General features: G+C 66.8%; 7 protein-coding genes and 1 pseudogene. 3 read left to right on the top strand and 5 right to left on the bottom strand.

Annotated features, from left to right (window positions below):
* Positions 1 to 43: 43 nt before the first annotated feature.
* Complete coding sequence (locus tag ACW5IY_RS19895) at positions 44 to 1,060, bottom strand: cupin-like domain-containing protein (protein WP_049436834.1); 1,017 nt, start codon at positions 1,058 to 1,060, stop codon at positions 44 to 46.
* A 111-nt stretch (positions 1,061 to 1,171) separates the two neighbouring features.
* Positions 1,172 to 4,168, bottom strand: coding sequence for a TonB-dependent receptor (locus tag ACW5IY_RS19890; RefSeq protein WP_049436835.1), 2,997 nt, complete (start codon positions 4,166 to 4,168; stop codon positions 1,172 to 1,174).
* Positions 4,169 to 4,585: 417 nt separating this feature from the next.
* On the opposite strand from ACW5IY_RS19890, the pseudogene ACW5IY_RS19885 reads away from it, so the two are divergent.
* A pseudogene (locus tag ACW5IY_RS19885) lies at positions 4,586 to 5,853 on the top strand (sugar MFS transporter).
* Between the two features lie 17 nt (positions 5,854 to 5,870).
* On the opposite strand, the gene ACW5IY_RS19880 reads toward ACW5IY_RS19885, so the two are convergent.
* On the bottom strand, positions 5,871 to 6,878 hold the full coding sequence (locus ACW5IY_RS19880) for a LacI family DNA-binding transcriptional regulator (RefSeq protein WP_049436836.1): 1,008 nt from the start codon (positions 6,876 to 6,878) through the stop codon (positions 5,871 to 5,873).
* 341 nt (positions 6,879 to 7,219) lie between these two features.
* Between ACW5IY_RS19880 and ACW5IY_RS19875 the strand changes: the two genes are divergently transcribed.
* Entirely contained in the window at positions 7,220 to 9,751 is a 2,532-nt protein-coding gene (locus tag ACW5IY_RS19875; protein WP_049436837.1) for a glycoside hydrolase family 3 protein, read from the top strand.
* A gap of 101 nt (positions 9,752 to 9,852) precedes the next feature.
* Here the strand turns inward: ACW5IY_RS19875 and rho are convergent, their stop codons facing one another.
* Together rho and trxA are read right to left on the bottom strand one after the other, a co-directional pair.
* Positions 9,853 to 11,604 (bottom strand): transcription termination factor Rho, encoded by a 1,752-nt coding sequence (gene rho, locus ACW5IY_RS19870; RefSeq protein WP_049436838.1) that lies wholly within the window; start codon positions 11,602 to 11,604, stop codon positions 9,853 to 9,855.
* 228 nt (positions 11,605 to 11,832) lie between these two features.
* Positions 11,833 to 12,162, bottom strand: coding sequence for a thioredoxin (trxA, locus tag ACW5IY_RS19865; protein WP_005411275.1), 330 nt, complete (start codon positions 12,160 to 12,162; stop codon positions 11,833 to 11,835).
* A 510-nt stretch (positions 12,163 to 12,672) separates the two neighbouring features.
* On the opposite strand from trxA, the gene rhlB reads away from it, so the two are divergent.
* The gene (rhlB, locus tag ACW5IY_RS19860) at positions 12,673 to 14,394 is read left to right on the top strand and encodes an ATP-dependent RNA helicase RhlB (RefSeq protein ID WP_010481045.1); all 1,722 of its coding nucleotides are present in this window, start codon (positions 12,673 to 12,675) and stop codon (positions 14,392 to 14,394) included.
* Positions 14,395 to 14,415: the final 21 nt, after the last annotated feature.

Genomic DNA, 14,415 nt, shown 5'->3' with positions numbered 1-14,415 from the left:
CAAACCGGGCCGCTGCGGGTGAAGCGCGCCGCCGCTGCGAGGGTCAGCGCTGCAGGCGGCGCTGCAGGGTCTGGCGGATCTGTTCGGCGCTCTCGGCCTGCAACGGGGCCAGCACGCCACGCACCTGGGGCGGAATATGTGCGCTGGTCGACAGATCGGCGTCGAACACGTAGTGATTGAACAGTGCATGCCAGTGCGCGCGCTGCGCTTCGGGCAGATCACGCAGCGCGAGGATCGACAGCATCAGCGCGTTCATCGGCGAATCCATCCAGGCCGGCACCGGGCGCCACCAGCTGTTGACCAGCACGTTGAATGCCTCCAGCCCTTCCATGTGGTGCCACCACAGCGAGGGAATGTAGATCGCATCACCGGGTGCCAGCTCGGCCACCTGTGCGTGCGCCAGCGCCTCGCGGAAGCGTGGGAAGCGCTCGAAATCCGGTGCATCGAAGTCAACCAGGCTGATCGCCTGTCCTGCCGGAGTGAAATCGAGCGGACCGATATACAGATTGCGCACCTGTTCGGGCGCAAACAGGGTGACGCGGCGGCGTCCGGCGGCCACGCAGGCCAGGTTGTCGGGCACATCCTGATGCGCGGCAATGCGCGAGCGGTTGCCGATCCAGATGCTGGTGAGTGGATCGGCAACGCCCAGCGGCAGCGGGTTGTGCGCGCTGAAGCCGGGCAGGAAGCTGTCCAGGGTGGTCGAGGCCACGTAGATCGACGGCGGCGACGGATGGCCGGCGTACTTCAGCAACGTGGCCAGCACCACTTTCAGCGGCACCTGTTCGCGGCGGAAATTGAAGCCGCTCATGTCCTCGTTGTAGAACAGCCGGCCGCCGGATCCGGGCGCCGCCGTGGTGGCGGTGACCGGCATCTGGCCCGGGTCGAAGCCCGCCAGATGGGCGGCCACCGCGGCAGGCGATACGTGTGCGGCGGAGACCACAGGCCAGTGCGACACCAACCCTCGGATCACCTTGGGCGTGGTCCAGCCGGGCAGGTGCGCGGCCAGGTCTGCCGGTTCCAGGCCGTGGATTTCTTCGATGGGGCGGGGCAGGGGCAGCATGCGTGGGTGTCCGGGGCGGCGTGGCGACAGGCAGGGGCCCGGCGCCACCGAAGTGCACGTGCCGGCCCTGTGCAGCCAAGCCCGTGCTTGGCTGCACAGTACCGCAGCCGGTCAGAACTTGTAGCGCACCCCGAACATGTAGCGCGGCCCGGTCTGGGTCGCATAGCGCAGCATGTTGGTGTGGCGCGCGTAGGTGCGCATGGTCTCGTCGGTCAGGTTGATCGCTTCCAGGCTCAGCGTCAGCTGGTCGCTGACCGCATAGCTGATGTTGAGATCGACCTGGCCGTAGGCCGCGGTGTAGTTCGGGTTCGGGCCCTGGCCGCCGATGCCGTTGAGGAACTTGTCACGCCAGTTGTAGGCCGCACGGATCTGCCACTTGTACTTCTCGTAGAACGCCACGACGTTGGCCGAGTCGCTCAGGCCGATCATCGGGTACTGGTCGCCCAGGCTCAGATTGTCAAAGGTCAGGCCGGACTTCACCTTGGTGTAGTTGGCGGCCACGCCGAAGCCGGACTGGCCGAACAGGTGCTGCACCGCCACTTCCCAGCCCTGCAGGTGGTCGGAGTGCTGGTTGGCCGGCACGGTGGTATCGAAGCCGGCCACCGGATCGCCGGGCTGGCCGGTGATTGTGCCGGTCATCTGTCCGGCCGAATTGCGGCCGGTGTAGTTCACGCCCGGTGCGCCGGCATGGTTGGTGAAGATGTAGTCGCGGATGCAGGGCATGTCGGTGGCGCCGCAGCCCGAGGCCAGCGCTTCGTTCCAGTAGGCGCCGCCTACCGGCGTGTGCAGGGTGCCGGTGTTCTCGCGCACGATGGTGTTGCTGATGAAGTTCTTGATGTTCTTGCGGAAGAAGCCGACCGAGGCATAGCTGGATTCGCCGTAGTACCACTCCAGCGACAGGTCGAAGTTGTCCGATACCAGCGGCTCCAGTGCGGGATTGCCGCGCGAGCCGGTACCGCCCTGGGTACGCACGATGTCATCCACGCGCGACCCGCTCTGGATCTGCGTCCAGCCCGGCCGGCCAATGCTGCGGCTGTAGCTGCCGCGCAGTGCCAGTGCATCGTTGATGTCCAGCTTCAGGTCCAGGTTCGGCAGCACGTAGTCATACTTGCCCTTGCCACCGACGAACGTTCCGCTGGGCGCGTAGGTGATGTTGAACTCGTTGGCCGAGCCCCAGCTGATGCCGGTGGGAACGCGGACCAGTGCCAGCGATTCCACCTCGGTCTGTTCGTAGCGCACGCCGGCCGCCACGTGCAGCGGCATCGACCAGTCGAAGCTGGTGCGGTACTGCATGTAGGCACTCTTGGACTTCTCGGTGGTGCGGATGTCTTCGGAATATTCGGTCGGCGCCACATAGCAGGTCGGGCAGGCCGGATCGGCTTCGGTGCCGACCTGCGCCGCGCGCTCGCGCAGGCGGTCGAAGTCGAACACCAGGAAGCGGCCGGTCATGCGCGGATCGTTGTGCCCGGAGAACGACTTGAAGTAGCGGCTCATGTCGTCGGCATACCAGATGCTGTCATCGTAGTCCGCCGGCGTCCCCAGCCCACCCCAGCTGTTGCGCTGCATGATGGCCGAGGCCGAGCGGTTCTCGACCTTGGCGAAGCCGGCGCCGAAATCCAGCGCGGAGTAGTCGGCGAAGCGGAACGTACCGCGGCCCTGGTATTGCTGCACCTTGGATTTGTTGTAGCTGTTCTGGAACACCGAGCCGGTCACCAGCGCCTGCGAGGGCTGTACGCCACCGGGCGGCAGCTCCATGTGGATGATCGGCAGGTCGCCGCTGTAGTCCACGGTGGTCTTGCCACGCACGAACGCGGCCACACCGAGCACGCCGGCCGAGCCGTAGGGGCCATCCGGCTGCGATTCAGCGGTGGAGTTGTGCGCGTCGAAGGACAGGTCCAGCGCGTCGTTGACTTCCCAGTCGACGTTGAAGCCCAGCGAGTGCATGGTGTTCTTGGTGGCCAGTTTCATCCCGCCCATCGACACGTCCGAACCGGTCATGTCCTCGCTGTAGATGATCGGCGCCGACACCGGGCCGCTGGTCCAGGTGCTGTCGCCGGGACCGTAGTTGAACCACACCGACAGCTCGCTGCGCTGCTGCTGCACCTTGTTCTCGACATAGGTGTAGTCCAGCGTGGTGGTCACGTTGTCCGCCGGCTTCCACTGGAAGGTGGCCTGGCCGTTGGTGCGCTGGCGCTGCACGGCGTTGACGTTGTACGCGGTGTTCTGCGGGCGGCCGTACACATCGTTCGGGCCGGGGCGATTGGTGATGCGGTCCGAATAGCCCTGGCCCGGCAGCGGCAGGGCGCGGCCATCGCTGGCGTCGTTGCCGCGGAAGGTGGCCCAGCCCTCGGCCACGGTGGCCTGGTTGAAGCCCGAATCGCGTTCCTGGTGGCTGGCGCTGAGGGCGACGCCGAAGCGGTCGTCGGCGTAGCGCTGGCTGAAGATGCCGGACAGTTCACCGGTCACGCTGGAGCCCTGCAGCGTGCGCGGCAGGTTGTCGTTGGACGAATCGTTGACCGCCTTCATGCCCAGGCTGATCACCGGCTCGGCTTCCAGCGGGCGCAGCGTCTTGATGTTGATCGTGGCGCCGATGCCACCGGCCGGATTGTCAGCGCGGCCGGTCTTGTAGACCTCCACCGCCGACACCGATTCGGAGGCCAGGTTGGCGAAGTCGAACGAGCGCGAACTGGACAGGCCGGCACCGCCGATGCCGAGGTTGGACGCCGGCATCTGCCGGCCGTTCAACAGCACCAGGTTGTAGTCCGGGCCGATGCCGCGCACGGTCACCTTGGAGCCTTCGCCGCTGGAGGTGCGGTCGATCGACACGCCGCTGATGCGCTGCAGCGATTCGGCCAGGTTGGTATCAGGGAACTTGCCGATGTCCTCGGCGACGATGCCGTCGACCACACCCTGGCTGTCGCGCTTGAGGTTCATCGAAGAGGTGAGGCTGCCGCGGATGCCGGTGACCTGTACCGTATCGAGCGTGGCCGGGTCGGCCGGAGCAGCACTGGCTGCGGGTGTCTCCTGTGCCCAGGCGGGCGCGGCCAGGGCTGCGAGCAGCGCGGACGTGAGCATCGTCTTGCGAGGTACGGCCGTGTACGTCTTCATGGAAGCTCCCTCCCCAGGGAATTCGGTGGTGGCGATCCTGCGTCGTCTCAATCACGGGTTGGTGCGTGTGGCCGGATTGGAGCCACGGTTGACAGCGTTGTCAACAAACTGCCATCAAGAGCGCCGCGCGAGCTGCCTTCCTGGCGTACATGTAACCGTTGCCAGGACGACGCACGCATCGACGAATTGGCTTGTATGCAGGCATCCGCAGCGTTTTTTCAGGGATGACAGCGCTGCCAATGCACGTGCGCAGAAGTGTTGTGCGCTGCAAAACAAAACTGCGCGGAGGAGGCTGCGCGGAAGAACGGGTAGGGGAACTGTCGAACTGACAGCGCTGGACAAACTGGATCGCGCGTCACATGTCGCGCATGACCGCTCGATGGCTTCAATCACTGACCTGGAGGACAGACTTTGGACATGGCAACGACCGTTCGTGGACACCACGTGCAGGGCTCGACCCGTGCACTGATGGTGGTGACTGCGATCTTCTTCATGTGGGGATTTCTCACCTGCCTCAACGACATCCTGATTCCGCACCTGAAGGCGTCCTTCGCCCTCAGCTGGGTGCAGGCGATGCTGATCCAGTTCACGTTCTTCGGTGCCTATTTCCTGATGTCGCTGCCGGCCGGCTGGTGGCTGCGGTCGGCTACAAGCGCGGCATCGTCGCCGGCCTGGCCATTGCCGGTGTGGGCGCGTTGCTGTTCTGGCCGGCGGCAGCTGCGCATGTGTATGGCCTGTTCCTGGCGGCGCTGTTCGTGCTGGCCACCGGCATCACCGTGCTGCAGGTCGCGGCCAATCCGTACGTCGCCCTGCTGGGCGACGAACGCACCAGCTCCAGCCGGCTGACCCTGGCGCAATCAATGAACTCGCTGGGCACGACGCTGGCGCCGCTGTTCGGCGGGCTTCTGATCCTGTCGGCGCAGCCGCGCAGCGAAGCGCAGCTGGCGTTGCTGTCGCCGGCCGAGGCACTGGCGTATCGGGCTGCGGAGGCGCACTCGGTGCAGCTGCCGTACTTCGGTCTGGCCGTGGTGCTGTTCCTGCTGGCCGCGGCGATCTGGATGTTCCGCCTGCCCGCCATCGCCGGCGTGGAGGGCCGCGGCAGTGCGCAGGGAAGCGTGTGGGAGGCACTGCGCCATCGCCATGTGCGGCTGGGGGTGCTGGCCATCTTCTTCTACGTGGGGGCGGAGGTATCGATCGGCAGCGTGCTGGTCAACTTCCTGTCCTCGCCCGGCATTGGCCACGGCATGACCGAGCAGGACGCCACCGGCTACGTGTCGCTGTACTGGGGCGGCGCGCTGGTCGGTCGCCTGCTGGGTGCTGCGTTGCTGGCGCGGTTGGATGCACGCCATCTGCTGGGCGGATTCGCACTGGTCGTGGTCGTTCTGCTCGGCATCACCGTCACCACCCGTGGCGGCGTGGCCACGTGGGCCGTGGTCAGCATCGGCCTGTTCAATTCGATCATGTTCCCCACCATCTTCGCGCTGGCCATCGCCCGCCTCGGGGCGCTCACCGGGCAGGCGTCCAGCCTGCTGGTGATGGCCATTGTCGGAGGTGCGGTCATTCCGCTGGCGATGGGCTGGCTGGCCGACCAACACGGCCTGCAGCTTTCCTTCCTGCTGCCGGTGCTGTGCTACGCGTACATCGCCTTCTACGCATGGAAGGGCTCACGGCTGCCGGCGCCATGAGCCATCGGCCATGCAGGTCAGCGCTTGCGCGGTGGCGCGGTGGATTCACGTTCCAGCACCGTGTGCTCGACGGTGATCATGCGTCCGGCGCGGTCGGCACGGATGCGCTCGATCAGCTGTTCGGTGGCCAGCCGGCCCATGTGCGAGGTCGGCTGCCGCACGGTGGTCAATGCCGGGTAGATGTGGCCGGCGATCGGCGTGTCATCGAAACCGCATACCGACAGATCGCGTGGGACACGCAGCCCGCGTTCCCCGGCGACGCGATACACGGCGGCCGCCATGTCGTCGTTGGCAGCGAAGATCGCCGTCGGCGGGTCACGCAGGTCCAGCAGCACGTTGGCGGCGTCCAGGCCGGATTCGAACGAGAACTGGCCGTTGACCACCAGCGTCGGGTCGTAGGCGATGCCGGCGGCGCGCAGCGCTTGCCGATAACCGGCATGGCGCCACTGGCAGGCACCGTGCGTGCGCGGGCCCTTGATGTGGCCGATGCGTCGGTGACCCTGGGCCACCAGACGCCCGATCAGCTCCACCACCGCGGTGGTTTCATCCATGCGTACGCCGATGCGGCCGTCCGGGTGCCGCGGCGCGATGCAGGCATATGGAATCTCGTGTTCTTCCAGATAGGACAGCACCACCTCGTCGTCGGTCAGCGGCGGGATCAGCACCACCCCGTCAGGGCGCGAGTTCTCGAACAGAGCAGCCAGGTCGGGCAGGGTACGGCGGCCGGTTCCGACAGGTCCGAGGATCAGGTTGTAGTGCTGTACATGGCAGGCGTCCAGCATGCCGCTCTGGATTTCCATCAGGTAGTTGCGCGAAGGATTGTTGTAGACCAGCGCCAACGCGTACGAGCGCTGGCCAGCCAGGCTGCGCGCCGAAGGGTTGGGCTTGTAGCCCAGCCGTGCCACCGCCGCGAGTACCCGTTCGCGCGTCTGTTCGCGCACGTTGGGCTCGTGGTTGAGCACGCGGGACACGGTCTTGATCGAAACCCCGGCAACGGCGGCGACATCCTCGATTCGACTGCGCATGATGCGATGGATCCTCCTGGAAGGCGGCGTGCACGCGGCGATGGTAGTGCGTGGTGGCCTGGTCGGTGTTGCCGAAGCAGGCGGATGTTGCCACGACGCGAGGGGCGCTGGCACGTCCCGATTCCTTGTCGCGATGCAGCACCCTGGCGCCACTGTAGCGCGCCGTTGGTGCGTCCGGGCCCGTCGTTGCGCGACCCGTGCCGCAACCTGCATGTACACCGATTGACAGCGCCAGGGCAGGCTTATATGACAGCGCTGTCAGGAAGAACGCCACAGCGCCCGCGCCGATGTGCCGGCGCGGTCCCGCACGCCAGGAACTTCATCCACGGAGGTAGAACCCAGTGATCCGCCCCAGCCAGACCCTTCTTGCCAGCTGCCTGCTGGCCGCCCTTGCCTCGCCGGTCGGCGCCGTTCCGGCTGCGGGCGAACGCCTGCAGGACTGGCCGCGCGTACACAGCGCGATCGCCACCGACGCCGCCATCGAACACCGTGTGCAGGCGATCCTCGCGCAGATGACGCTGGCGCAGAAGATCGGGCAGATGACCCAGGCCGAGATCAAGACGATCACCCCCGAGCAGGTACGCCAGTACTACATCGGTTCGGTGCTCAACGGCGGCGGCTCGTGGCCGGGCATGGACAAGCATGCCAGCGTGCAGGACTGGCTGACGCTGGCCGATGCCTACCATGCGGCGTCGCTGGCGACCGATGCGAAGACGCCGGTGCCGGTGATCTGGGGCACCGACGCGGTGCACGGCCACAACAACGTACTGGGCGCCACCCTTTTCCCGCACAACATCGGGCTGGGTGCAGCCGGCGACCCGGAACTGATCGAACGCATCGGCGAAGCGACCGCGCGCTCGGTGCGTGCCACCGGTATCGGCTGGGTGTTCGCGCCCACCCTGGCCGTGGCCCACGACCCACGCTGGGGCCGCACCTATGAAAGCTATTCGTCCGACCCGACGGTGATCCGCCGCTTCGCCCAGGCCTATGTCAAAGGTGCGCAGGGCGCGTTCAAGGAGGACGGCAACGTGGTCACCACCGCCAAGCACTACCTCGGTGACGGCGCTACCGACAACGGCCGTGACCAGGGCGAAGCGCTGGTCGACAAGGCGACGATGATCAACGTTCACGCGCAGGGCTACTACGGCGCACTCGCCGAAGGGGCGCAGACAGTGATGGCCTCGTTCAACAGCTGGAATGACGTGGCCGCAGGCGTTGACTACGGCAAGATGCATGGCAGCAAGGCACTGCTGACCGACGTGCTGAAGCAGAAGATGGGCTTCGATGGCTTCGTCGTCTCCGACTGGAACGGCATCGCCCAGGTGCCCGGCTGCCGCAACGACAGCTGCGCGCAGGCGATCAACGCCGGTATCGACATGGTGATGGTGCCCGACGACTGGAAGGCATTCATCGAGAACACTACGGCGCAGGTGAAGCGCGGCGAGATCCCGATGGCGCGCATCGACGATGCGGTGACGCGCATCCTGCGGGTGAAGCTGCGCGCCGGCCTGTTCGAGCACAAACCGTCGGACAGCCGCTATGCCGGCGATGCCCGCGCCGTGCAGCACCGCGACCTGGCCCGTCGTGCAGTGCGCGAATCGCTGGTGCTGCTGAAGAACGAAGGCCAGGCCCTGCCGCTGCGCCGCGACGCGCGCGTGCTGGTGGTGGGCAAAGGCGCCGACAACATCGGCGACCAGTCCGGTGGCTGGTCGTTGACCTGGCAGGGCACCGAGAACAGGAACGCCGACTTCCCCAACGCCGATTCGCTGCTGGCCGCGTTGCGTGCCGAACTCGGTTCCGACAAGGTCAGTGTCAGTGCCGATGGCCAGGGTATCGACCCGAAGGCCTTCGATGTGGTGCTGGCGGTGATCGGTGAAACGCCCTACGCCGAAACCAACGGTGACATCCTGCCCTCCGATACGGTCAGCCACAGCCGCGCCTACCCGCAGGATCTCGCAACGCTGAAGGCCGCTGCGGCCACCGGCAAGCCGGTGGTGACGGTCTACCTGTCCGGGCGGCCGATGTACACCAACGACCTGCTCAACCTGTCCAGCGCCTTCGTTGCAGCGTGGCTGCCCGGCACCGAAAGCAAGGGCGTGACCGATGTGCTGGTGGCCGGCAAGGATGGCAAGCCCGCGCACGACTTCCGTGGCCGCCTGAGCTTCCCGTGGCCCGGGGTGCCGTGCCCGGCACCGATTGATCGCCCGGATGCGAAGAGGCCTGCGCTGTTCGCGCTTGGCTATGGCCTGAGCTACGCGAAGGGTGGCAAGGTCGCCAGGCTCGATGAAGCTACTCCGGACAGCTGCGGCGAAGTAACCGTGCTGCCGATCTTCAATCGTGCCGACACGCCGCCGTTCGCGCTGCACGTGGCAGCGGGCGGCGCCACCCAGCCGCTGGGCAATGATCTGAATGCCACGCTGCGCTGGCCTGCCACCACGCCGGTGGTGCAGGTGCGTACCGTGCAGGTGAACACCCAGCAGGACGCCAGGGAAGTGACCTGGCTGGCACCGGCGCAGCTGATCGCGCGCAGCACCTCGCGTCGCAATCTGGGCGCGCTGGAACGCAGCAATGGCGCGCTGCAGTTCGACGTGCAGCTGGTGAAGCGCCCGGTCTCGGCGGTGAAGGTGACCATGCAGTGCGGTACCGGCTGCGAGGGTGGCGTGGACATTGCCCCGTTGCTGGGCAAGCTCTCTCCCGGCCAGAAGCAGACGGTGACCGTGCCGTTGGCGTGCTTCGCCAAGCAGGGGGTGGACCTGGGCGCGGTGGAAGCACCGTTCGTGGTGAGCGCGGACAAGCCGTTCGCCGCAGCCTTCACCCAGGTCAAGCTGACCGCCAACACGGCCAATGCCGAGGGCGCGGTGGCCTGCCCGTAAGCCGAAGGTAGCGCCGGGCCATGCCCGGCGTGTCCGTGATCGCGCGCGGGGATGCGCCGCTCCCGAGGCAAAAAAAAGCCCCGCAGTGCGGGGCTTTTCTCTTAGCGCTTCATCGAACCGAAGAACTCGTCGTTGGACTTGGTGTTCTTCATCTTGTCGAGCAGGAACTCCATCGCAGCCATTTCATCCATCGGATGCAGCAGCTTGCGCAGGATCCAGATCTTCTGCAGCAGTTCCGGTTCGATCAGCAGGTCTTCGCGGCGGGTGCCGGAACGGTTGATGTCGATGGCCGGGAACACGCGCTTCTCAGCGATACGGCGGCTCAGGTGCACTTCGCTGTTGCCGGTGCCCTTGAACTCTTCGTAGATCACCTCGTCCATCTTCGAGCCGGTGTCGACCAGCGCGGTGGCGATGATGGTCAGGCTGCCGCCTTCTTCCACGTTGCGCGCGGCACCGAAGAAACGCTTCGGGCGGTGCAGGGCGTTGGCGTCCACGCCACCGGTCAGCACCTTGCCCGAGCTCGGCACCACGTTGTTGTAGGCACGGGCCAGGCGGGTGATCGAGTCGAGCAGGATCACCACGTCCTTCTTGTGCTCGACCAGGCGCTTGGCGCGTTCGATGACCATTTCGGCCACCTGCACGTGGCGCGCGGCCGGCTCGTCGAAGGTCGAGCTGATGACCTCGCCGCGCACGGTGCGCTGCATTTCGGTCACTTCTTCCGGGCGCTCGTCGATCAGCAGCACGATCAGGTGCACGTCCGGGTGGTTGGTGGTGATGGCAGTAGCGACCTGCTGCATCATCATGGTCTTGCCAGCCTTCGGCTGCGACACGATGAGCGAGCGCTGGCCTTTGCCCTGCGGGGCCATCAGGTCGAGGATGCGGCCGGTGATGTCTTCCGACGAACCGTTGCCACGTTCCAGGGTGAAGCGGCGGCGCGGGAACAGGGCGGTCAGGTTCTCGAACAGCACCTTGTTCTTCGACGCTTCGATCGGCTCACCGTTGATGGTGTCGACGATGTTCAGCGCGAAGTAGCGCTCGCCGTCCTTCGGGAAGCGGATGCGGCCGGAGATGTGGTCACCGGTGCGCAGGTTGAAGCGGCGGATCTGGCTGGGCGAGATGTAGGTGTCGTCCGGGCCGGCCAGGTAGCTGGCTTCGGCCGCGCGCAGGAAGCCGAAGCCGTCCGGCAGGATTTCCAGCACGCCATCGGCGGCGACGCCGTCACCGTGGCGGGTCAGCACCTTCAGCAGGGCGAAGATCACATCCTGCTTGCGGGCGCGCGCCACGCCTTCGGAGATCTGCAGCTGCTCGGCGATTTCCAGCAGCTTCTGCGCCGGCATGCGCTTGAGGTCGCTCAGCGAATAGACCGGGAAGCCCTCGGGCACGTTGGCGTGCGGGCGCGGCACGAACGGCTGCTGCTCGCCGCCATCGTTGGGCAGGCCGTCGTCGCGGAAGCGGTTGTTGCGGTCACGGTCGCGGCGGTTGCGGAAGCGGTCGCGGCGGTTGCCCTGACCTTGCCCCTGGCCCTGCTGGCCGTTCTGGTTGTACGGGTTCTGGCCCTGGTTCTGGCCGCCCCCCTGGTGGTTCTGCTGCCGCGGCTGGCCGGATTCGCGACCCTCACCGCTTTCGCCACCGCCACTGCTGGCAGGGGCCTCGGCGGCGGGCGCGCTCGGTGCGGGGGCGGTTGCGGCCGGTGCCGGCGCTTCGGGCGCGGCGGCCAGCGGCAGGGTCGGCTGCGCCGGAGCGGCGCTGGTTTCGGCGGCTGCCGGAGCGGCGGCCTTGCTTACGCGGGGCTTGCGCACGCGCTTTTCGGCGGGCGCATCGGCGCTGCCGGTTTCGGAAGTGTTATCGGACAAGAGCGTTATTCCTCGCTTGAAGGTGCGAGCGCCCGGCTGGGGCGGCGAACGTTGGGAATGGGTCTGGAGGAAACTGCGTCCAGAGGGTGCGGCACGCGAACGCGGCCGGATATGCCGACACTATCATCGGCCTGCGGCGCCGTGCAAGGGCTGCCGGGAACAGCATTCATCATGGGCGCGGGGCGCCCGCCGGCAGCCGTGGTCGGCGGCTGCCGGAGAACAGCAGGATCAGGCCAGGGCCTTGTCCAGCAGGCCGGCCAGCTGGGCCTTGCCCACCGCACCGATCTGCTCGCCAACCTTCTCGCCGTCCTTGAACACGACCAGGTACGGAATCGAACGCACGTGGTACTTGGCAGCCAGCGCACGATTGTGGTCAACGTTGACCTTGGCGATCTTGGCGCGGCCCTGGTAGGCATCGGCCAGCTCGTCCAGCGCCGGGGCGATCATCTTGCACGGGCCACACCACTCGGCCCAGAAATCGACCAGCACCGGTTCCTTGGAATTCAGCACTGCGCTATCAAAGTCGGCGTCGCCGACATGTACAACCTTGTCGCTCATCTTGGTTTCTCGTCTTGGATTGCACCCGGCCATGCCGGAGGTGGGTGAACTGGGCCATGCCCGGTGGCGCGACCCTCGTCGTTGCCTCGCGGCGCACTGCCGCGGTGCGTTCGGCGGGATGCCTGGACGCTCACGGCCGGCAGTGTACCCCTATCGCAGGGCGGGGACAGGCGCCGGCTGGAACCCAGCGTATCGTGATCGCTTCGATGCCTGGTATGTGTCGGATTTCACTGTCTTCCTGTACATGGGGCTGGCAGTGGGCGACACCAGCGGGCCTGGCAGGGCTGTTCAAGTCCGGTGTGGCTGGGTGAAGGGCCCCGTCTCTTGACTTTATGAGACAGGTCATTCCGGTTTGCTGGCCCGAGTGCGTTAAACTGGGGCATTGTGCGGCGCGCGGACCGGGTGGTCCCAGCCTGCCAACCCGCCGCAGGGGCCGCAGTTTGCGACGGTGCCCCTAGACGCTGAAGTGCCAGCCGCCCCACGGGCCGGCGGCCATACCAAGACGGACTCATGAGCGACAAACCGCTGACCGATTTGACCTTTTCCTCCTTTGAGTTGCACCCGGCCCTGCAGGCCGGCCTTGAAGGAGCCGGATTCACCCGTTGCACCCCGATCCAGGCGCTGACCCTGCCCGTCGCGCTGCCCGGTGGTGACGTTGCCGGCCAGGCCCAGACCGGCACCGGCAAGACTCTGGCCTTCCTGGTCGCCGTCGTGAACCGCCTGCTGACGCGTCCGGCCCTGGCCGACCGCAAGCCGGAAGATCCGCGCGCGCTGATCCTCGCCCCGACCCGCGAACTGGCCATCCAGATCCACAAGGATGCAGTGAAGTTCGGTTCCGACCTGGGCCTGCGTTTCGCGCTGGTCTACGGCGGCGTGGATTACGACAAGCAGCGCGAACTGCTGCAGCAGGGCGTGGACGTGATCATCGCCACCCCGGGCCGCCTGATCGACTACGTCAAGCAGCACAAGGTGGTGTCGCTGCACGCCTGCGAGATCTGCGTGCTGGACGAAGCCGACCGCATGTTCGACCTGGGCTTCATCAAGGACATCCGCTTCCTGCTGCGCCGCATGCCGGAGCGCACCACCCGGCAGACGCTGCTGTTCAGTGCCACCCTCAGCCATCGCGTGCTGGAGCTGGCCTACGAGCACATGAACGAGCCGCAGAAGCTGGTGGTCGAAGCCGAGACCATCACTGCCGCGCGCGTGCGCCAGCGCATCTATTTCCCGGCCGACGACGAGAAGATTCCGCTGCTGCTGGGCCTGTTGTCGCGCAGCGAAGGCGCGCGCACCATGGTCTTCGTCAACACCAAGGTGTTCGTCGAACGCGTTGCCCGTTCGCTGGAAAAGGCCGGCTACCGGGTCGGCGTGCTGTCCGGCGACGTGCCGCAGAAGAAGCGCGAGAGCCTGCTCAACCGCTTCCAGAAGGGCCAGCTGGAAATCCTGGTGGCCACCGACGTGGCCGCGCGCGGCCTGCACATCGACGGCATCAAGTACGTCTACAACTACGACCTGCCGTTCGACGCCGAAGACTACGTGCACCGCATCGGCCGTACCGCGCGCCTGGGTGAAGAGGGTGATGCGATCAGCTTCGCCTGCGAGCGCTATGCGATGGGCCTGCCGGACATCGAGGCCTACATCGAGCAGAAGATTCCGTCCGAGCCGGTGACCAAGGAACTGCTGACGCCGCTGCCGCGTCCGGAACGCCCGGCCCCCGCAGCAGGCGAGGAAGGCGAGGATAACGAAAGCGTCGGCCAGATCTTCCGCGAAGCGCGCGAAGCCCGCGCCGCCGAGGAAGAGCGTCGGGGCGGTGGCCGTAGTGGCGGTCGTTCAGGCGGTGGTGGCCGTGGTGGTCGCGACGGTGAGCGCAGCGGCGAGCGCCGTTCGCGTGGCCCGCGCAAGCCGCGCGTCGAAGGCGAACAGGGCGCTGCCGCCCCGGCCGCCGGTGCCGAAGGCGCCGTTGCCCAGGCCCCGCGTCCGCCGCGCCCGCCGCGCGCCGAAGGCGCACCGGAAGGTGCGGTGGACGGCGAGCACAAGCCGCGCAAGCGCCGTCGTCGTCGCCACGGCCGTCCGGTCGAAGGTGCCGAGGGCGTGCAGAGCGCCGCCGGCAATGGCGCCAGCCCGGTCACCCCGGTACAGGTGGTGGCCAAGCCGGTGCGCACGGCTGCTGATACCGGCGATTCGTTCCTGACCCGCATTGGCCGCAAGATCCGCCGGATGCTGTCGGGCAACTGATCGGTACTGCCGATCAGCGGG

It is taken from the genome of Stenotrophomonas sp. C-A, assembly GCF_054030835.1.
The sequence above is the reverse complement of the archived record's forward strand: the minus strand, read 5'-3'. Positions and strand labels throughout refer to the sequence as shown.